The organism is Methylophilus luteus (assembly GCF_042676265.1).
Classification (GTDB): domain Bacteria; phylum Pseudomonadota; class Gammaproteobacteria; order Burkholderiales; family Methylophilaceae; genus Methylophilus; species Methylophilus luteus.
In genome coordinates, this window is sequence record NZ_JBHTKB010000001.1 from 710,156 (window position 1) to 730,003 (window position 19,848).

Annotated in this window: 16 protein-coding genes; 14 read left to right on the forward strand and 2 right to left on the reverse strand. The window is 52.9% G+C overall.

Annotated features, from left to right (window positions below; all coding sequences use genetic code 11):
- The first annotated feature begins 198 nt into the window (after window positions 1–198).
- The 12 genes from ACFQ1Z_RS03155 to ACFQ1Z_RS03210 all read left to right on the forward strand — a co-directional run bounded on the left by ACFQ1Z_RS03155 (window position 199) and on the right by ACFQ1Z_RS03210 (window position 14,313).
- A complete protein-coding gene (locus ACFQ1Z_RS03155; protein WP_379055563.1) occupies window positions 199–1,386 on the forward strand; it encodes an O-succinylhomoserine sulfhydrylase in 1,188 nt (395 codons plus the stop codon).
- 249 nt (window positions 1,387–1,635) lie between these two features.
- Window positions 1,636–4,206 (forward strand): DNA gyrase subunit A, encoded by a 2,571-nt coding sequence (gene gyrA, locus ACFQ1Z_RS03160; RefSeq protein ID WP_379055565.1) that lies wholly within the window; start codon window positions 1,636–1,638, stop codon window positions 4,204–4,206.
- A gap of 7 nt (window positions 4,207–4,213) precedes the next feature.
- A complete protein-coding gene (gene serC / locus ACFQ1Z_RS03165) occupies window positions 4,214–5,293 on the forward strand; it encodes a 3-phosphoserine/phosphohydroxythreonine transaminase (RefSeq protein ID WP_379055567.1) in 1,080 nt (359 codons plus the stop codon).
- Window positions 5,294–5,316: 23 nt separating this feature from the next.
- On the forward strand, window positions 5,317–6,399 hold the full coding sequence (gene pheA / locus ACFQ1Z_RS03170) for a prephenate dehydratase (RefSeq protein ID WP_379055569.1): 1,083 nt from the start codon (window positions 5,317–5,319) through the stop codon (window positions 6,397–6,399).
- Between the two features lie 26 nt (window positions 6,400–6,425).
- On the forward strand, window positions 6,426–7,547 hold the full coding sequence (gene hisC / locus ACFQ1Z_RS03175; RefSeq protein ID WP_379055571.1) for a histidinol-phosphate transaminase: 1,122 nt from the start codon (window positions 6,426–6,428) through the stop codon (window positions 7,545–7,547).
- Window positions 7,544–8,626, forward strand: coding sequence for a 3-deoxy-7-phosphoheptulonate synthase (locus ACFQ1Z_RS03180; protein ID WP_379055573.1), 1,083 nt, complete (start codon window positions 7,544–7,546; stop codon window positions 8,624–8,626). The genes hisC and ACFQ1Z_RS03180 overlap by 4 nt, the downstream gene beginning before the upstream one ends.
- Window positions 8,627–8,914: 288 nt before the next feature.
- Window positions 8,915–9,856, forward strand: coding sequence for a pyrroloquinoline quinone biosynthesis protein PqqB (gene pqqB, locus ACFQ1Z_RS03185; protein ID WP_379055575.1), 942 nt, complete (start codon window positions 8,915–8,917; stop codon window positions 9,854–9,856).
- Window positions 9,857–9,865: 9 nt separating this feature from the next.
- Window positions 9,866–10,630: a pyrroloquinoline-quinone synthase PqqC gene (pqqC, locus tag ACFQ1Z_RS03190; protein ID WP_379055577.1), complete on the forward strand. Its 765-nt coding sequence runs from the start codon at window positions 9,866–9,868 to the stop codon at window positions 10,628–10,630.
- 30 nt (window positions 10,631–10,660) lie between these two features.
- A complete protein-coding gene (gene pqqD, locus ACFQ1Z_RS03195) occupies window positions 10,661–10,945 on the forward strand; it encodes a pyrroloquinoline quinone biosynthesis peptide chaperone PqqD (RefSeq protein ID WP_379057157.1) in 285 nt (94 codons plus the stop codon).
- Between the two features lie 17 nt (window positions 10,946–10,962).
- Complete coding sequence (gene pqqE, locus ACFQ1Z_RS03200) at window positions 10,963–12,144, forward strand: pyrroloquinoline quinone biosynthesis protein PqqE (RefSeq protein WP_379055579.1); 1,182 nt, start codon at window positions 10,963–10,965, stop codon at window positions 12,142–12,144.
- A 137-nt stretch (window positions 12,145–12,281) separates the two neighbouring features.
- Window positions 12,282–13,469, forward strand: coding sequence for a multidrug effflux MFS transporter (locus ACFQ1Z_RS03205; protein WP_379055581.1), 1,188 nt, complete (start codon window positions 12,282–12,284; stop codon window positions 13,467–13,469).
- 148 nt (window positions 13,470–13,617) lie between these two features.
- Window positions 13,618–14,313, forward strand: a complete 696-nt coding sequence (locus ACFQ1Z_RS03210; RefSeq protein ID WP_379055583.1) for a hypothetical protein — start codon at window positions 13,618–13,620, stop codon at window positions 14,311–14,313.
- Between the two features lie 66 nt (window positions 14,314–14,379).
- Here ACFQ1Z_RS03210 and ACFQ1Z_RS03215 read toward each other — a convergent pair whose 3' ends face one another.
- Complete coding sequence (locus tag ACFQ1Z_RS03215; protein ID WP_379055585.1) at window positions 14,380–15,183, reverse strand: pyruvate, water dikinase regulatory protein; 804 nt, start codon at window positions 15,181–15,183, stop codon at window positions 14,380–14,382.
- Between the two features lie 33 nt (window positions 15,184–15,216).
- Entirely contained in the window at window positions 15,217–17,589 is a 2,373-nt protein-coding gene (ppsA, locus tag ACFQ1Z_RS03220) for a phosphoenolpyruvate synthase (RefSeq protein ID WP_379055587.1), read from the reverse strand.
- 199 nt (window positions 17,590–17,788) lie between these two features.
- Here ppsA and ACFQ1Z_RS03225 point away from each other — a divergent pair, with 199 nt between their 5' ends.
- Together ACFQ1Z_RS03225 and ACFQ1Z_RS03230 are read left to right on the forward strand one after the other, a co-directional pair.
- Complete coding sequence (locus ACFQ1Z_RS03225; protein ID WP_379055589.1) at window positions 17,789–18,763, forward strand: beta-ribofuranosylaminobenzene 5'-phosphate synthase family protein; 975 nt, start codon at window positions 17,789–17,791, stop codon at window positions 18,761–18,763.
- Between the two features lie 139 nt (window positions 18,764–18,902).
- A complete protein-coding gene (locus tag ACFQ1Z_RS03230) occupies window positions 18,903–19,796 on the forward strand; it encodes an NAD(P)-dependent methylenetetrahydromethanopterin dehydrogenase (protein WP_379055591.1) in 894 nt (297 codons plus the stop codon).
- Window positions 19,797–19,848: the final 52 nt, after the last annotated feature.

The following is a 19,848-nucleotide window of genomic DNA, read 5'->3' on the forward strand; positions in this document are numbered from 1 at the left end:
GTTTAATGAAATTGCGCTGATTTGAGTGGCGAACTTTAACCGAAGCCGAACTCAGCTTGCGAGCGCATTATAAATCCTGCTAAAGCGAGAGCCCAAAAACCCGTTTTAGCGCAATGCTGAAGCGGGTTTTTTATTACCTGTGGCAGCTGTTGCTAAGGTGACCTTAAAAAAAGCTAAGCTAGTTGGAAGATCAAGAAAATGAACGATGAATACCATTTGGAAACGCTGGCGGTGCGCGCTGGCACATTGACCACTGAGTTTGGTGAGAACTCAGAAGCGCTGTTCCTCAACTCCAGTTTCCGTTTTAAAAACGCCGCCCAGGCGGCTGCCAGGTTTGGCGGTACCGAGCCCGGTAATATTTATTCGCGCTTCACCAACCCGACCGTGACCATGTTCCAGGACAAGCTGGCCGCGCTGGAAGGCGCAGAGCAATGTGTGGCGACTGCCAGTGGCATGGCGGCCATCCTCGCCTGCATCATGGGGATTTGCAGTGCCGGTGACCATGTCGTCGCTTCGCGCAGTGTGTTTGGTACCACAGTGCAATTGTTCTCCAATATCCTCAAACGCTGGGGCCTGGAGGTGACACTGGTGCCACTGACCGATATTGCAGCCTGGAAAGCGGCTGCCAAACCGAATACCAAGTTGTTTTTTGCCGAAACGCCTTCCAATCCGCTCACAGAAGTAGGCGATATCGCCAAACTGGCAGAAGCTGCCCATGCGGCAGGTGCTTACCTGGCGATAGATAACTGCTTCTGCACACCAGCCTTGCAACAGCCTTTGAAGCTGGGCGCGGATATCGTCATCCACTCGGCGACCAAATATATCGATGGTCAGGGCAGGGTGCTGGGCGGTGCGGTGCTGGGCAATAAAACATTGATGGAGCCGGTATATGGCTTTCTGCGCACTGCCGGTGTCACCATGAGTGCATTCAATGCCTGGGTGTTCGTCAAAGGCATGGAGACCTTGCAGATACGCATGGAAGCGCACGCAGCGCGCGCACTGGCTATCGCGCAATGGCTGGAACAGCAGCCACGCGTGGCACGCGTGCATTACCCTGGTTTGCCGTCTCATCCGCAATATGCGCTGGCACAACAGCAGCAAAGGCTGGGAGGTGGTATCGTCACCTTTGAAGTCAAGCCGCGCGCCGGGCAGAGTGAGCAGGAAGCCGCCTGGGAACTCATAGATGCCACCAGGCTGATCTCCATCACCGCCAACCTGGGGGATGCCAAATCGACCATCACCCACCCGGCCACCACTACGCATAGCCGTGTCACAGCCGAGGCGCGGGCCGAAGCAGGGATCAGGGATAACCTGGTGCGTATTGCGGTAGGGCTGGAGCATGTGGAAGATCTGAAAAACGATCTGCAATTGCTGTCCAAGGCTTAATTCTGTCCCAAGAATTGCGGTTTATCGGATTGCCAGTGACTGGCATGACGATAAACCGTTTTCATTTATACGCAGTTTTATATCGGAGCTTCCCAGGCTGACAAAGCCCGGGATTCCAATTCTGCTTTCCCTCCGCCTTTTTCTTGCCCGCAGGCAACATACAGGCCAGTTCGCCGCGTTTAAGTCAGCCAGGTTCAGCTAAATATGCTAGAATCGCGAGATAACTTTTAACTATAAAATGGGTCAAGAATGAGTCAGTCTCCCGATCAGTTTGCTAAAGAAACCCTGCCTATCAGTCTCGAAGACGAGATGCGCCGCAGTTATCTTGATTACGCCATGAGCGTGATTGTTGGTCGTGCTTTGCCAGATGTGCGTGACGGCCTGAAACCGGTGCACAGGCGCGTGCTGTTTGCCATGCACGAGCTTTCCAATGACTACAACAAGCCATACAAAAAGTCTGCGCGTATCGTCGGTGACGTCATCGGTAAATATCACCCGCACGGTGATACTGCGGTGTATGACACCATAGTGCGTATGGCGCAGCACTTTTCGCTGCGCTATATGCTGGTCGACGGCCAGGGTAACTTTGGTTCTGTGGATGGCGATAACGCGGCGGCCATGCGGTATACCGAGATCCGTATGTCCAAGATCGCGCACGAACTGCTGGCAGATATCGAGAAAGAAACCGTCGATTTTGGCCCTAACTATGACGGCAGCGAGCAAGAGCCGCTGATCATGCCTACCCGTATCCCTAACCTGCTGATCAACGGCAGTTCGGGCATTGCGGTGGGTATGGCAACCAACATTCCGCCACACAACCTGAATGAAGTACTCAACGGCTGTTTTGCGCTGCTGAAAAACCCTGAGATCAGCATTGATGAGCTGATCGAATACATTCCGGCACCTGACTTTCCGACTGCCGGCATCATTTACGGCACCGTAGGCGTCAAAGAGGGTTACCGCACCGGCCGTGGCCGTGTCGTCATGCGTGGCCGCACCCACTTTGAAGACCTGGATAAAGGCGGCCGCCAGTCCATCATCATTGATGAACTGCCATATCAGGTGAACAAGAAGACCCTGATAGAAAAAATCGCCGAGCTGGTCAACGAGAAGAAGATAGAAGGTATTTCTGACCTGCGCGATGAGTCGGATAAATCCGGCATGCGAGTGGTGATAGAGCTTAAACGCGGTGAAGTGCCTGAAGTCATCCTCAACAACCTCTACAAGCAAACCCAGCTGCAAGACACCTTCGGCATGAACATGGTGGCCCTGATGGATGGCCAGCCACGCCTGCTCAACCTCAAGCAGATGCTGGAAGCTTTCCTGCGTCACCGCCGCGAAGTCGTCACCCGGCGCACTGTGTTTGAACTGCGCAAAGCGCGCGACCGCGGTCATGTGCTGGAAGGCCTGGCAGTTGCGCTGGCCAATGTGGACGAGATGATCGCCATCATCAAGGCGGCACCAACGCCGCCGGAAGCGAAAAAAGAATTGATGGCGCGCGACTGGCATTCCACCGTGGTGGAAGAGATGCTTAAACGTGCTGCCATGGAAGCCTCGCGTCCGGAAGGCTTGTCGGTAGACTTTGGCCTGACGCCTAAAGGTTACCGTTTGTCAGATATCCAGGCGCAAGAGATCCTGCAGATGCGTTTGCAACGCCTGACTGGCCTGGAACAGGACAAGATAGTTACCGAATACAAAGAAGTGATGGATATCATTGCCGATCTGCTGGATATTCTGGCCAAGCCCGAGCGTGTCACCGCCATTATTGTGGAAGAACTGAACGAGATCCAGAAACAGTTCGGCGACAAGCGCCGTTCCGAGATCGAGCACAATACGCAGGACTTGTCGCTGGAAGACCTGATCACGCCACAGGATGTAGTAGTGACCTTGTCACATACCGGCTATGTGAAATCCCAACCGCTGGATGAATACAGGGCCCAGCGTCGCGGTGGCCGTGGCAAACAGGCAGCAGCGACCAAGGAAGATGACTTCATAGACAAGATGTTTGTGGCGAATACCCATGACTACATCCTCTGTTTCAGCAGCCGTGGCCGTGTCTACTGGCTCAAAGTGTATGAAGTGCCGCAAGGCAGCCGCGTCAGCCGCGGCAAGCCTATCGTCAACCTGTTCCCGCTGGAAGAAGGCGAGAAGATCAATGCCATCCTGCCGGTGAAAGAGTTTGACGAGAACCATTTCGTGTTTATGGCGACCTCCATGGGTACGGTGAAGAAAACCGCGCTGACCGAGTTCTCCAACCCGCGTAAATCCGGCATCATCGCCATCAATCTTGATGATAATGACTACCTGGTCGGTGCCGAAGTGACCAATGGCAAGAATGATATCGTGCTGGTTTCCAACGGTGGTAAAGCAGTCTGGTTCACCGAGGATGATGTGCGTCCTATGGGCCGTGCCACCCGTGGTGTGCGTGGTATGAAACTGGCCGCCAAACAGCGCGTACTTTCCTTGCTGATCGCCGAGAATGACCAGCAATCGGTACTGGTAGCGACTGAAAACGGTTACGGCAAACGTACCGTGCTGTCAGAGTTCCGCCATTCCGGCCGCGGTACGCAGGGTGTGAAAGCCATTGCCATCAGCGAGCGTAACGGCCTGGCGGTTGCAGCCAGACTGGTCACTGCCGATGATGAGATCATGCTGATCACTACCGGTGGCGTATTGATACGTACCCGCGTCAAGGAGATCCGCGATATGGGCCGCGCCGCACAAGGCGTGACGCTGATCAACCTGGGTGAAGGTGAAAAACTATCCGGTCTGGAGAAAATCGTAGAGACCGATGACGTTGAAGACGAAAACGAAGAATAAATGAGACATGACTAAGATTTATAATTTTTCTGCAGGCCCGGCAGTGTTGCCGAAATCCGTACTCGAACGCGCCCAGGCTGAAATGCTGGACTGGCATGGCAGCGGCATGAGCGTGATGGAAATGTCACACCGTGGCAAAGAGTTCACCAGCATCCTGGAAAAAGCAGAAGCGGATCTGCGCCAGCTGCTGGCGATCCCGGCCAATTATAAAGTGCTGTTCTTACAGGGCGGTGCCATTGCAGAGAATGCCATCATCCCCATGAACCTGCTCAATGGCAAATCGGCTGACTATGTAGTCACCGGTTCCTGGAGCAAGCGCAGCGTGAAAGACGCCAAAGCCTACGGCCAGATCAATATCGCCGCCTCGGCTGAAGCAGAGGATTTCACGCATGTGCCGGCATTTGCTGACTGGCAGCTGAATCGCGATGCCGCTTACGTACACTATTGCACAAACGAAACCATCAACGGTGTAGAGTTTGTCGATGTGCCGGAGACGCACGGCGTGCCTATCGTTGCCGATATGTCCTCACATATCCTTTCGCGTCCTATCGATGTCTCCAAATACGGCGTCATTTATGGTGGCGCGCAAAAGAATATCGGCCCTGCCGGCCTGTGCCTGGTGATAGTGCGTGAAGACCTGCTGGAACAGGCTTCACCGCTCACGCCAGCGGTCTTCCACTGGAAGACTCAGGCAGAAAACCAGAGCATGATCAATACACCGCCTACCTACAGCATTTATATTGCCGGGCTGGTGTTTGAATGGTTGCTGGCACAGGGCGGGGTAGAGGCGATAGAAAAACTCAATATCGCCAAGGCCAGATTGTTATACGACTACGTCGATCAAACCGATTTTTACTATAACCCTATCCAGCCAGCTTACCGTTCACGCATGAATATTCCATTCCGTTTGCGTGACGAGAGCCTGAACGATGCTTTCCTCAAGCAAGCCGGCGCACGTGGTTTGTTACAGTTGAAAGGCCACCGCTCAGTCGGCGGTATGCGCGCCAGCATTTATAATGCCATGCCTATCGAAGGCGTACAGGCACTGGTGGCTTTCATGCAGGAATTCGAAAAGAATAATTCTTAATTAACATTAAGTATAAGTTTTAAATGTCTGATTTATTAAAACAATTTAGAGATAAAATTGATGCCATCGATGCACAGCTGCTGGCATTGGTGAACGAGCGCGCCAAACTGGCACGCGAGATCGGGCATTTAAAGAATGATGGTGTCATCTATAGACCTGAGCGCGAGGCGCAGATCATACGCCGTATGCAGAGCGAAAATGACGGCCCGCTGTCAGCTGAGGCGGTGAGCTATATTTTCCGCGCCGTGATGTCTAACTGCCGCGCATTGGAAAAAGAGCTGGCGATCGCGTTTTTAGGGCCTTTGGGTACTTATAGCGAAGAAGCCGCACTCAAGCAGTTTGGCGAAGGCCGCCAGGCAGTGGTCTGCGCCAGTATAGATGAAGTATTCCGCACCGTGGAAGCAGGCCAGGCAGACTACGGCATAGTGCCGGTGGAGAACTCGACCGAGGGCGCAGTCGGTATCACGCTGGATCTGTTGCTGGGCAGTGCCTTGCAGGTGGTCGGTGAAGTGACTTTGCCTGTGCATCACTGCTTATTGTCCGCACAACAGGATATCACGCAGATATCACACGTTTTCGGGCATGCGCAGTCACTGTCGCAATGCCATGAGTGGTTGAACAAGATACTGCCTAACGTAGAACGCGAGGCCGTGATCAGCAATGCGCGTGCGGCACAGATGATACATGAGCTGGTTGCCAGCCAGGGCACGTTTGCCGCGGCCATCGCCAGCAAACGTGCCGCTGAATTATTCGACCTGCATATACTGGCCGAGAATATAGAAGATGACCCCAAGAACACCACGCGCTTTCTGGTGCTGGGTAGCCATGCGGTGGCACCGTCAGGGCAGGATAAGACTTCGCTGGTCATGAGTGCTCACAATAAACCGGGCGCAGTACTGCAGTTGCTGGAGCCACTGTCACGCCATGGTGTGAGCATGACCAAGCTGGAATCCAGGCCTTCGCGTCAGAACCTGTGGAACTACGTCTTCTTTGTTGATATCGAGGGCCATCAGCAAGCGCCTAATGTGCAAGCGGCACTGGCTGAGCTGGCTGACCGCTCGACTTTCCTCAAAGTGCTGGGCTCATACCCGACCGCTATTATTTAACCGTCCCATCTTTAACTGTACACACTATGTCTGATGCATCACGCCTGTCCGAGTTGTCACAATTAGCTCCTGCCAATATCCGCGCCATTGCGCCGTATCAGGGTGGCAAGCCTATCAGCGAACTGGCGCGTGAAATGGGCCTGAACGAAGCAGATATCGTCAAACTGGCGTCTAACGAGAACCCCTTAGGCATGAGCCCTAAAGCGCAGATGGCGCTGGAAGAAGCTATTTACGACATCGCGCGCTACCCTGATGGCAACAGTTTTGCGTTGCGCGATGCAGTCAGCCACAGATATGCGGTGCAGCCGCAACAGATCGTGTTCGGTAACGGTTCTAATGACATTCTGGAGTTGGCGGCGCGGGCTTTTCTGAGCACAGGCGATGAAGTGATCTATTCGCAGCATGCGTTTGCGGTCTACCCGCTGGTGACGCAGGCCGCTGGTGCGACTGGCGTGGTGGTGCCTGCGATTGACTTTGGGCATGATCTGGCCGGGTTTTTAAAAGCCATTACGCCCAAAACAAAACTGATCTTTGTCGCCAACCCGAATAACCCGACCGGCACCCTGATAGACAAGGCCCAGTTAAAAGGTTTTTTACAAAAAGTACCCAGCCATATCGTGGTGGTACTGGATGAAGCCTATGATGAGTACCTGTCCGCTGACGATAAGTCTGCAGCCGTCAGCTGGCTAGCTGAGTTTGAAAACCTGATCATCTCACGCACTTTTTCCAAGGCTTATGGCCTGGCTGGCTTGCGGGTAGGCTTTGGCCTGATGCATGCGGCGTTGGCCGACCTGATGAACCGGGTACGCCAGCCTTTTAATGTGAACAGCCTGGCACAGGTAGCCGCTACGGTGTCGTTGCAGGATGAGGATTTCGTGTCGCGCAGTTATGCTGCCAACCAGGCCGGGATGACGCAAATCACGCAAGGCTTAACAAAGCTGGGCCTGAGTTTTATCCCATCCTTTGGCAACTTTGTCAGTTTTAAGGTGACCAATGCTAGCGCCGTGAATCAGGCTTTGCTGAAGCAGGGTGTGATAGTGCGGCCAGTGGCCAATTATGAAATGCCGGATTACCTGCGCGTGAGCATAGGTTTATTTAGTGAGAATGCACGTTTTCTACAGGTGCTGGAACAGATTTTACAGTCATGAACGCTTACGAAAAACTAGCCACTGACGACGTCAGGGTGCTTGAGATCAAACCACTGGTCAAACCAGCGGAGTTATTGTCGCGCCTGCAGGAAAGTACAGCCAGCACGCAGAATATCCTGAAAACGCGTACTGCCATCCATCACGTACTGCACCAGGGCGATGACCGCCTGGTGGTGATCGTCGGGCCGTGCTCTATTCATGACACAGAGGCGGGCATGGAATATGCCAAACGCCTGCAGGAAGTGCGCAACCGCCTGGGTAACGAGTTGCTGATCGTGATGCGGGTGTATTTTGAAAAACCGCGCACCACTGTCGGCTGGAAAGGCCTGATCAATGACCCGCACCTGGATGGCACTTACGACATCAATGCAGGGCTGGAAAAGGCGCGCCGCTTCCTGCTGGAAGTGAACGAGATCGGCATGCCGGCAGCGACCGAGTTCCTGGATGTGGTCTCGCCGCAGTATACCGCCGACCTGGTCAGCTGGGGCGCCATAGGCGCACGCACCACTGAGTCACAGATACACCGCGAACTGGCTTCAGGCTTGTCCTGCCCGGTCGGTTTCAAGAATGGCACCGATGGTGGCGCCAAAGTCGCTATTGATGCGATCAAAACCGCTGCCAGCCCGCACCATTTCCTGTCGGTGACCAAAGAAGGTACGTCTGGCATTTTTGCCACCAAGGGTAACGAAGATTGCCATGTGATTTTGCGCGGCGGGAAATTACCCAATTTTGACGCAAAAAGTATTGCCGAGGTGTGTGACCAGCTCGCTGATGCTGGCCTGGCTCCGGTGCTGATGGTCGATTGCAGTCATGGCAACAGCCAAAAGCAATACAAAAACCAGATTGCGGTGATTGACGATATTTCAGCGCAAATTGCCAATGGTGACAGCCGGATTATCGGTGTCATGCTCGAATCCCATTTGAATGAAGGTCGCCAGGACCATACTCCCGGTTGCACACTAAACTACGGCCAGTCGATCACCGATGCCTGTCTGGGTTGGGATGATTCCGTCACAGTGCTGGAAAAGCTGGCCATCGCTGTCAAAATGAGACGTGAAAAAATTGCCGAGCGTGAATAGCAAATAAACGCATTGTCATAGAAAAGTCGTCATAGAAAAGCCGCATCTCAGATGCGGCTTTTTTGTTTTATCGCCGCTTAGCGTCTGTGCTCATGAAAATCATGAGCAGGGAATCATTGTCAGTAGCAGGGTGTTATTGCAACCCATGCGTATGATGCCAGTCATACCAGAGAGAGGGTGGTGATGTGGCAAGAGTGTGTTTCTGACCTTGAAGAGTTCACCACGACGATCAGGTAATTATTGTATGATGACCTGCTAGGTCTATAACCATTAAAACAAGAAGCGATTATGTATATACACGTGTTGGGTGCTGGTGCTGGCGGGGGTTTCCCGCAATGGAATTGTAACTGTGAGAACTGTGATGGCTTGCGTAAAGGCACGATCAAGGCCACCCGGCGTACACAGTCTTCTATCTGTGTCTCAAGCAATGGCGTTGACTGGGTGTTATTCAATACCTCGCCTGATATCCTGCAGCAGATCCAGGAATTCCCGGCCCTGCAACCTGGCCGCGCCATACGCGACAGCGGCATACAGGGCATTATTCTGATCGATGCACAGATAGACCATACCACCGGCCTGTTCATGCTGCGCGAAGGCCAGGTGAAACGCGAGATCTACTGTACCAAGATGGTGTATGAAGACCTCACCAGTGGTAACCAGATACTGAATATCCTTGGCCATTATTGCGGCGTCAATCATCACGAGATCGCCATCGATGGCAATGATGTCAGCCGCGCCAGCAGCTTTGAGATCCCCAATGTGCCCAACCTGCGCTTTACCGCGGTGGCACTCAAGAGCGCCGCGCCACCATATTCTCCCCACCGCAATGACCCGCACCCGGGCGACACCATAGGCGTGTTGATAGAAGAGATCTCCACCGGCAAGAAATGCTGGTATTCGCCTGGCCTGGCTGAGATAGAGCCGCATTTGCCACCGTTGATGAACCAGGCGGATTGCATCATGGTCGATGGCACTTTCTGGACCAATACCGAGATGCTGGATATGGGCCTGATGAGCAAAACTGCGCGCAGCATAGGGCATAACCCGCAATCAGGGCCAGGCGGCATGATAGAAGAGCTGGATAAATTCGGCAGCGAAAAACCAGTGCGTAAGGTGCTGATACATATCAACAATACCAACCCGATTTTAAGGGAAGATTCCGCCGAGCGCGCGATACTCAACGATCACCAGATCGAAGTCGCGTATGACGGTATGGATATCATTCTTTAGGAGAGCGAGATGAACGCAGTGACACAGGCAAAATTACCCTGGACCCGTGAGGAGTTCGAAGCCAAACTTCGTGAAAAAGGGCAGGGCTACCATATCTATCATCCTTTTCATGTGATGATGTATGAAGGCAAGCTGACTAAAGAACAATTGCAGTGCTGGGTGGCCAACCGTTTTTATTACCAGATCGCCATCCCGATGAAGGACGCCGCCATCCTATCCAACTGCCCGGATAAAGAGGTGCGTAAACAATGGATAGTGCGTATTACCGACCACGACGGTGTAGATGACCAGATCGGTGGCATTGAGGCCTGGATCAAGCTGGGCGAAGCCGTAGGCCTGACGCGGGAACAAGTGACCAGCCTGGAGCTGGTATCACCAGGTGTGCGATTCGCGGTGGATGCCTATATCAATTTTGCCAAGCAGCGTAGCTGGCAGGAGAGTGTCTGCTCCAGCCTGACCGAACTGTTCGCACCGCATATCCACCAGCAACGCATCAGCTCCTGGCCCAGCATGTACCCGTGGGTGAAAGAAGAAGGCCTGATGTACTTTAAAAAACGCCTGACCGAAGCCCGCAGAGATGTGGAGCAGGGTTTGAGCGTGACTCTGGATTACTTTAGCACCTCGCGCGAGATGCAGTTGAAAGCGCTGGATATCCTGCAATTCAAGCTGAATATCCTGTGGGTGATCGCCGACTCTATCATGCTGGCCTCGACCGAGATCAAGACCGAAGGCCGCGATTACCTGCGCCAGCCAGTGATCAAGATAGAAGACTGACTTTAATCCGGAAATGTGGAAAGTTTAATGATGGAAAACAATATTCAACACGCCGATATCTATGCGATCGCTTTTCACCACCGCTTTCAGTGGGAAGAAGCGCAGCAGAGCTACGTTGTCCTGTTTCCCGAAGGCATGGTCAAACTGCATGGCGGCGCTGGCGAGATCCTGAAGCGCGTGGATGGCAAGGCAAGTGTGGGTGATATCGTGGCAGAGCTGAAAACGGCTTTTCCTGACGCAGAAGGTATAGAAGCCGATATTCTCGGCATGTTTGACCTGGCCGTAGGTAAAGCCTGGTTACGCAAGGTGAATTGATCCGCAAGGAGAACAGCATGGCACAATTAAATAATGGCGTGGCAGCAAATGTGACACAGAAACAACCGCTATGGTTGTTGGCAGAAGTGACTTACCGTTGCCCGCTGCACTGTGCTTTTTGCTACAATCCTACCGATTATGACAAGCACACCAAGAACGAGCTCAGCACAGAGCAGTGGATCAGTGCCCTGCGCGATGCACGTAAAATGGGCGCTATCCAGCTGGGCATCTCCGGTGGTGAGCCTTTGCTACGTGACGATATTGAAGAGATCGTGGCCGAAGCGCACAAACTGGGCTATTACAGCAACCTGATCACTTCTGGTGTCGGCCTCACCGAAAAACGCATACAGGCGTTTAAAGAAGGCGGCCTGGACCATATCCAGCTCTCCATGCACGATGTGACTGAAGATATCAGCAACTTTATCACCGATACGCGTACTTTCGAGTTGAAGAAAAAAGTGGCGGCCATGATCAAGGCGCATGGTTACCCTATGGTGCTGAATGTGGTGATACACCGCTACAACATCGACCAGGTGGGCAAGATACTGGAGATGGCAGAAGCACTGGGGGCCGATTATGTAGAACTGGCGAATACCCAGTATTACGGCTGGAGCCTGGTCAACCGCGACCAGCTCATGCCTAGCCGTGAACAGCTGGACCGCGCTGAAGCTGCCACTAATGCCTTCAGGGAACGTGTGGGCAACAAAATGAAAGTGTTTTTCGTGGTGCCGGATTATTTTGCCGACCGTCCGAAAAAATGCATGAACGGCTGGGGCGAGGTATTCATGATAGTCACTGCCAATGGCGATGTCTTGCCGTGCCACTCGGCCCGCGTATTGCCCGGCATGACTTTCCCCAATGTGCGTGAGAACGGCCTGGAGTGGGCCTGGAAAGAATCGCCGGCATTTACCAAATACCGTGGCAAAGACTGGATGAAAGAGCCTTGCCGTAGCTGCGATGAGCAGGATAATGATCTGGGCGGTTGCCGTTGCCAGTCCTATCTGCTGAGCGGAGATGCAGAAATGGCCGACCCGGTGTGTACCAAATCACCTAATCGGCATTTGATCGATGCAGCCTTGCTCAACTCGCAAAACCCGCAACTGCGCGAGCAACCGATTATTTTCCGCACCGACAAGAACTCCAAGAAATATGTGGCCGGTGACAAGGAAAGAGTGGAGCAATTTCACGCCTTGCCCTGACCGTTGCAGGCATATGCTTTATAATCAGCAGGCGCAGTGTGCGCCTGTTGTTTTTTAACATGCCTGATTGATAGCCGTTTTTTCTGGCCGCAAATAACACATCCCTTTTTTGACACATCAATAGTGAAAGAGTCTTAGTGCAGCATTCGGTATTACTGGTCTATGTATTGGCAGCCCTGGCGGCTCTGGCACCTTTCGCCATAGATACTTATCTGCCGGCTTTTCACGTCATGGCCGATTCATTGCAGGCCGACCCGCTCTCCATACAACAGAGCCTGACCTTTTACCTGCTGCCATATGCGGTGATGACTTTGTGTCATGGCGCAGTCTCGGATGCGGTCGGCCGCATCACCACGATCAAATGGGGGCTGGGTATTTTTGTACTGGCCAGTATAGGTTGCGCATTTGCGCCCAATGTACAGACCTTATGGCTGTTCCGCGCCTTGCAAGGCATGAGTGGCGGGGCAGGCAACACGGTGGCCCGCGCCATGGTGCGCGATCTGTTTGATGGCCCGCAGGCACAGCGGGTGATGGCCACCATGCAGATGCTGTTCGGCATTGCCCCCGCCATCGCGCCTATCCTCGGTGGCGTGCTGCTGGGTATACACTGGCAGGCTATTTTTATTTTCCTGGCTTTGTATGCCGCCATGGCTTTATGGGCAGCGGTGCGCTACCTGCCGGAAACGGTACCTGCCGCGCAACGCGTGCGTTTTTCAGTGCAGAACATCGCCCATACTTACGGCAAGATGCTGGGGAACCGCCAGTTTCTAATCCTGACTGCCTGCGTAGGCCTGAACTTTTCCGCTTTTTTTATCTATGTACTCGCCAGCCCGGTGTTTCTGGTTGAGCATCTGCATTTAAGCAGCCAGCAATTCGGTTTTTTATTCGTGCCCACCGTTGCCGGCATGATGACAGGCTCGTGGCTGGCGCGGCATACCGCCGGTAAATTGTCACCTGCCAGCACCATACGCTGGGCGTTTGCCTGGATGGTGCTGGTCGCCAGCATTAATGTCGGCATACAGACGATTTATGCCGGTGAACCGGTGTGGTGGATGGCGATATTGCCTATCGCCCTGTTTAATGTGGGAATGGCGACGGTGGTGCCTATACTGTCTATCGCGGCGCTGGATTTCTACCCCAAATCACGCGGTACTGCCGCCTCTGCCCAAGCTTTTATACAAATGGTGTGTTCTACCCTGAGCTCGGCCGTGGTGGTGCCTCTGGTTTGGCATTCAACGCTGAGCATGTCTATGGCCATGCTAGGCATGACGCTGGTCAGCGCGCTGTTGATGCTGATGATACACCGCCGCTTTAAATCCATTTGAGTACATTTGCCACGCACTCAAACTGTGCAAATGTCGCGCCTTTATTGATTTAATCGCCTATTTGAATGCCTGCCTGCTGCTTTAACATAGTAGTGTAAATAACTGTTGCAACAACAGTATCAACTAAAAAAGCAGATGGGAGTCACCTATGGAAATATCCAGAGAAGAAGAAGCACTAAAGGCCTACGTTAAACTGCTGACCGGGCAGGGTGTCAGTCAACGCATGTTGATACAGCGTGAGTTCACCATTATCCGCCTGAGTGCATTTTTAAAAGATATCCCATGTGCCGGCACTGAATATCGCCAGGCGGTAGACCGTTTTATCGCCAGTATAGATACCGCCGAGATCCCTATGGTATTGCCGGTGGTGCGTGAGTTTTTCTCGTTCTGGGTGCGTGATATCAAAGCGATCGCTGCCATGAGCCAGGCTAAAGTGTTTAACGGCAACGCGCCTATGGTGACCACCACGCAAGATGAACTGTTCAAGCACTGGTATGACCTGGACAAGACTTTAATGTCCAGCGCCGAGAAGGCGGTGATGGAAGCTTTCCTGAGTGCTTCCGAGAACAAGGGTTTTGACCAGGCAGCGTTTAAAGAGCGCATGCGCATGGCCAAGTGCCTGTTGGTAGCGCTGCGTCAGGTGCCGCACAAGCAGTCACATAGTTACCGTCAAATGGTGGATAGAAACCTGCCACTGTTCAATGCACTGGGGACACAACATGTGTTTCTGAGTGTTGCGCGTGAGTTTTATTATTTCTGGCGGGGCGATATGTTGAAACCGCAGCCGCTGCCTGCAAACAACAAGCCGCAACTTAAAACGCCAGCAATGGCAATGGCGGCCTAAACAGCCAGCCTGCGTCTAGCCCACTTCGTCTAGTGAGGGACGCAAAAGCAGATAAAACCGCCAGCCTTAGCGCTGGCGTATTTTTTGCAGGATCAGCGCAGAAAGCTCTTCGATAGAGCGGCTGGTAGAATCGGCCCAGGTGATGCCATAGCGGCGCATCATGTTTTCGGCCTTTTCTATCTCTTTACGGCAGTTATCCAGCGAAGCATAGAAACTGTCAGGTCTGCGCTCGCTACGCACCGAATGCAGGCGTTCGGGCTTGATGGTCAGGCCAAAAATCTTGTCTATGTTTTTTTCTACCGCAGCGGGAAATGAACCGCGCTCAAAATCTTCCGGAATCAAGGGATAGTTGGCCGCTTTAATGCCGAACTGCATGGCCAGGTAAATGCTGGTTGGCGTCTTGCCACAGCGGGAAACGCCTATCAGGATCACCTCAGCTTCATCCAGCCCGGTATTGGTCATTCCATCATCATGGTTGAGCGTGAAATTGATCGCTTCCATACGCTCGTGGTAGCTGTTACCCATAGAGCTGTAAGCGATGCTGGCACCGGTCAGCGGCTCCTGGTTGAGCTCAGAGCCCAGCGGATAGATAAAGCGGTGGAACAGATCGATAAAGTAGGCATTGGCCTGTTTCAGGCGGTTTCTGTGCTCGCCGTTACCGACCGACATGATCACGATAGGGCGTATGCCGTCCTGATCTGCCACTTTCTGGATATGCTCGAAACCAGCCTGTACCTTTTCATCATTATCGGTGAAAGGCAGGCGGGTGGTGGTGAATTTGGTGTTGGGGAAATGCTCCAGCAGCTTGCTCAAGGCACCCGCCGTGATCCCCGTACCATCAGAAATAATAAATACAGAACGGTGATTCATGCGATTGCCTTGAGTGTAAGAGCTTAAAGGAGTTTATTTCTTGGTCAGGCGCTGCCAGGTCGCAACCACGGTATCCGGGTTCAGCGACACAGACTGTATGCCTTCAGCGACCAGCCATTCAGCAAAGTCTTCATGGTCAGAAGGGCCCTGGCCGCAGATACCCACGTATTTGCCCAATCGGTTACAGGTGCTGATAGCCATTTTCAGCAAGACTTTAACCGCGTCGTTACGCTCGTCAAAGCCATCTGCCAGAATGCCGGAGTCGCGGTCCATGCCCAATGTCAGCTGTGTCAGGTCGTTAGAACCAATGGAGTAACCATCGAAGTATTCCAGGAACTGTTCAGCCAGCAACGCATTGGATGGGATCTCGCACATCATGATCAGGCGCAGGCCGTTCTCACCACGTTTAAGACCGTTTGCCGCCATGATCTCTGTCACAGCTCTGGCTTCATCCAGTGTGCGCACGAACGGGATCATCAACTCAACGTTGATCAGGCCCATTTCATCACGGACTTTCTTCATCGCCTGGCATTCCATGGCAAAGCACTCTTTGAAGTCTTCTGCCATATAGCGCGCTGCGCCACGGAAACCTATCATCGGGTTTTCTTCATCCGGCTCGTAAATGTCGCCACCTACCAGCTTTTTGTACTCGTTAGACTTGAAGTCTGAGGTACGCACGATCACCGGTTTCGGGTAGAACGCGGCCGCGATTGTTGCCACGCCTTCAGCTACTTTATCAATGTAGAACTGTTTAGGGCTGGCGTAGCCACGCGCACGGTTGTGTATGGTGGTCTGTATCGCTTTAGGCATGGCATCCACATTCAGGATCGCTTTCGGGTGTATGCCTACCATATTGTTGATCACAAACTCCAGACGCGCCAGGCCGACACCGTCGTTAGGTGTTTGCGCAAACGTGAACGCCATATCCGGGTTGCCTACGTTCATCATGATCTTGCACGGTGGTTTGGACAGGGCAGCATTGGACTGGGTAGAAACTTCAAAATCCAGCGCGCCATGGTAAACAAAGCCGGTTTCGCCTTCAGCACATGAAACCGTCACGATCTCACCGTCACGCAGCAAGTCAGTCGCATTGACTGAACCGACAATGGCCGGAATGCCTAATTCACGCGCAATGATAGCGGCGTGACAGGTACGGCCGCCACGGTTGGTGACCAGGGCGCTAGCGCGTTTCATCACCGGCTCCCAGTTAGGGTCTGTCATATCGGCGACCAACACGTCACCTGGTTGCACTTCATGCATTTCCGCCGGGTCGAGCACGATACGCACCGGGCCTACGCCGACTTTCTGGGTCACGGCACGGCCGGCAACCACAGGCACAGCAGAGTGTTTCTGCAACTTGAATGTCTCGGTGACATTTTTGGCTGCTTCCTGCGATTTCACCGTCTCAGGACGCGCTTGCAGGATGTAGAGTTTGTTATCCAGACCGTTTTTACCCCACTCGATATCCATAGGGCAGCCATAATGCTGCTCAATGGTGATGGCGTAACCAGCCAGTTCCAGGATATCGGCGTCGTTTAGTGAATAGCGGTTGGCTTCAGCGGCATCTACAGGCACAGTATGGGTAGATTTACCCGCCTGCGTCGCGTCAGAGAAAATCATCTTGATCAGCTTGGAACCCATGGTGCGACGTACGATCGCCGGTTTGCCCTGGTTGAGCAAAGGCTTGTGCACGTAGAATTCATCAGGGTTGACCGCACCCTGTACCACGGTCTCGCCCAGGCCATAAGAGGCGGTGATAAAGGCAACATCCTTGTGGCCGGATTCGGTATCTATGGTAAACATCACACCGGCACAGCCGATATCAGAACGTACCATCTGCTGTACGCCAGCTGACAGTGCCACATCGGCATGCACAAAGCCTTTGTGTACACGGTATGAAATAGCCCTGTCGTTATACAGAGAAGCAAATACTTCTTTAATGGCGTGGTTGATATTATCCAGGCCATGGATATTCAGGAAGCTTTCCTGCTGACCGGCGAAAGAAGCATCTGGCAAGTCTTCTGCAGTAGCGGATGAACGTACGGCAAAGGTCGTGCCTGGTGCCGATCTATCTATCAGTTTTGCATAGTTCTGCGCAATGGCGCTCTGCAAGGCCGGCGGGAACTCCGCTTCCATGATCCACTGGCGGATCTGGCTGCCACACTTTGCCAGCTCTTGCGTATCATCAGCATTCAATTTGTCGAGCAAGTCATTGATTTTTTTATCCAAACCGTCCTGGGATAAAAATTCACGGTATGCATCGGCAGTGGTTGCAAACCCGGTAGGTACGCGTACACCTTTGGCACTGAGCTGAGAGATCATTTCACCTAAAGAAGCATTTTTGCCACCAACGGACGGCACATCGCTATTTCTGAGATTCTCAAATGGAATAACATGACTTACCATATAAAACCCTTAATTGTTTTAAATCAGATGAAATCTATCGCGGGAAGCAATGGATTGAATTCGAAAGTGAGGCTTAATATTGAGCTTAACCTGTTTCTGGAATTACTTTTCTCCCAGCATTATGCCAAAATCATGTTTTAATGTCACGTCAGCATCACGCTGACATTCCATATTTTTCAGCTTCAGTTAAATTTACCTCATGAATGCAGTGATATCCGCACAACGTTCGGTCAGCGTGGCCACGCATGGCCGCTTACATCTGGGTTTTTTTGACCTGAGCGGGCAGCCGGAGCGACGTTTCGGCAGCGTGGGTGTGTCGATAGCTGCTTACCAGACTGCACTGACTGTGACAGCACAGGCCCAGCATCATACTTTAGACCCCTGGGCAGCCACTATACTGCAACGGCACCTGCAATCCCTGGCACTGGAGACAGCGCTGGACCTTCACATAGAGCAGGCTATCCCGCGCCACAGTGGCCTGGGCTCAGGCACGCAAATGGCGCTGGCGGTGGGGGCAGCGGTGAATACTTTACTCAACCAGCCGGTCAACAGCGCGCAGATCGCAGCTGCTCATCAGCGCGGGGCACGTTCTGGCATAGGTATAGCGACGTTTGATCATGGCGGCCTGGTGGTCGATGGTGGCCGTGGCGCCACTACCATAGTGCCGCCGTTACTGGCGCGGCATGCTTTTCCGCAAGCCTGGCATTTTTTGCTGATCATAGACCAGAGCCGCGATGGTCTGCATGGCAGTGGCGAAAAAAATGCGTTCAAGCAATTGTCGCCGCTTTCCAGCTCAGCCACCCGCGATATACAGCACCAGTTGCTGATGCAAGGCTTGCCGGCATTGATAGAACAGGATTTCCAGGCTTTTAGCGCGTTTGTTGGCGCGCTGCAAAGTTATAACGCTGATTATTTCGCGCCTGCGCAGGGTGGCCCTTATGCCAGCCAGTCGGTAGCACGCATTCTGCACACATTCGCGCAGCAGGGTTATCGTGGCCTGGGCCAGACCTCATGGGGACCGACCGGCTTTATATTGCTGCCGTCAAAAGCCGAGGCCGAACTACACCAGGCTGCGCTGTCGCTGCAATATGCCAATGACGCGCATTTGTCCTTTATTGTGACTGCCGCTGTCAATCATCCGTCACGAATAACGCTGAATAGTATTGAAGTTTAGCCCGCACCACAGTTAACATTGAATAACATATTCGGGAAAAGTTACTGTTTTTAAGGTCTGCTTTTGATTTTGAAGCACTGCATGATTGTGTATATTGCTACGTGATACTATTTAGTAAACGGATTCCACAGGGGGAATAATGAAAAAAACCAGTATTATGCATTTGTTCACAGCCGCTAAAAATGCCAGCCCATTCGATGTGAATATGGCGTTTGATGCAGGCTATGAAAAAATTATTTCCTATTCGGATGTCACACTGAATGAAGTGGTCGCTCTGACGCAGGATGCGATCTTCTCGCGCAGCCCCAGCGGCCTTAAGCAACAGGCCTTGTTCTTTGGCGGTCGCGATATCCAGGTAGCACTTGAAATGCAGAAACAGGCCCGTAGTGCCATGTTTAAGCCGTTTGAATGCCACACCTTTTCTGATCCTTCCGGTGCGTTTACCACCGCCGCAGCCATGCTGGCGAAAGTCGACTTCTACCTGAAGAAATCCGGCAGTGGCCTGGGCAAAGAAAAAGTCGCCATTTTTGGTGCCAGTGGTACGGTGGGTTCTACTGCGGCGTTGATCGCTGCGCGTCAGGGTGCAACCGTGCTGATGGTGGCACATGCAGGCACAGACAGCATGCAAGCCTATGTAGATAAATTATCCAGCAGCTACGATGTAAAGCTGCAAGTGGTGGATGGCAGTTCAGAAGCGGCCAAGATCGCTATCCTGAATGAAGCCACCGTTGCTTTGTGCGCCACGCCTGCCGGCATACGCGTACTGGAGACCCGCCAGTTCGCCAACTCCAAATCATTAAAAGTCGTTGCTGACGTGAATGCAGTACCGCCTTCCGGCATTGAAGGGGTAGATACCTTCTCCAATGGCGGCCTGATCGAAGGCACGCAAGTGGCCGGCTTTGGTGCGTTGGCGATAGGCCAGCTAAAGTATGTGACGCAGAATAAATTGCTGGAGCAAATGCTGCAAAGCGAATCTCCCATGCATATTGATTACCACCAGGCATATGAATATGCCTGTGCCCACGTCGAGTAATTGCATTCTTGCGGCTGGCTATCCTGTCCCTAAGCGCGCGCATCTATGCACA

Excerpts from the sequence above, each read along its gene's own strand:
- pqqE (WP_379055579.1), top strand. The coding sequence starts at position 10,963 with ATGGCACAATTAAATAATGGCGTGGCAGCAAATGTGACACAGAAACAA.
- serC (WP_379055567.1), top strand. The coding sequence starts at position 4,214 with ATGACTAAGATTTATAATTTTTCTGCAGGCCCGGCAGTGTTGCCGAAA.
- ACFQ1Z_RS03225 (WP_379055589.1), top strand. The coding sequence starts at position 17,789 with ATGAATGCAGTGATATCCGCACAACGTTCGGTCAGCGTGGCCACGCAT.
- ACFQ1Z_RS03155 (WP_379055563.1), top strand. The coding sequence starts at position 199 with ATGAACGATGAATACCATTTGGAAACGCTGGCGGTGCGCGCTGGCACA.
- pheA (WP_379055569.1), top strand. The coding sequence starts at position 5,317 with ATGTCTGATTTATTAAAACAATTTAGAGATAAAATTGATGCCATCGAT.
- ACFQ1Z_RS03230 (WP_379055591.1), top strand. The coding sequence starts at position 18,903 with ATGAAAAAAACCAGTATTATGCATTTGTTCACAGCCGCTAAAAATGCC.
- ACFQ1Z_RS03180 (WP_379055573.1), top strand. The coding sequence starts at position 7,544 with ATGAACGCTTACGAAAAACTAGCCACTGACGACGTCAGGGTGCTTGAG.
- pqqB (WP_379055575.1), top strand. The coding sequence starts at position 8,915 with ATGTATATACACGTGTTGGGTGCTGGTGCTGGCGGGGGTTTCCCGCAA.
- pqqC (WP_379055577.1), top strand. The coding sequence starts at position 9,866 with ATGAACGCAGTGACACAGGCAAAATTACCCTGGACCCGTGAGGAGTTC.
- gyrA (WP_379055565.1), top strand. The coding sequence starts at position 1,636 with ATGAGTCAGTCTCCCGATCAGTTTGCTAAAGAAACCCTGCCTATCAGT.
- ACFQ1Z_RS03210 (WP_379055583.1), top strand. The coding sequence starts at position 13,618 with ATGGAAATATCCAGAGAAGAAGAAGCACTAAAGGCCTACGTTAAACTG.
- pqqD (WP_379057157.1), top strand. The coding sequence starts at position 10,661 with ATGGAAAACAATATTCAACACGCCGATATCTATGCGATCGCTTTTCAC.
- ppsA (WP_379055587.1), bottom strand. The coding sequence starts at position 17,589 with ATGGTAAGTCATGTTATTCCATTTGAGAATCTCAGAAATAGCGATGTG.
- hisC (WP_379055571.1), top strand. The coding sequence starts at position 6,426 with ATGTCTGATGCATCACGCCTGTCCGAGTTGTCACAATTAGCTCCTGCC.
- ACFQ1Z_RS03215 (WP_379055585.1), bottom strand. The coding sequence starts at position 15,183 with ATGAATCACCGTTCTGTATTTATTATTTCTGATGGTACGGGGATCACG.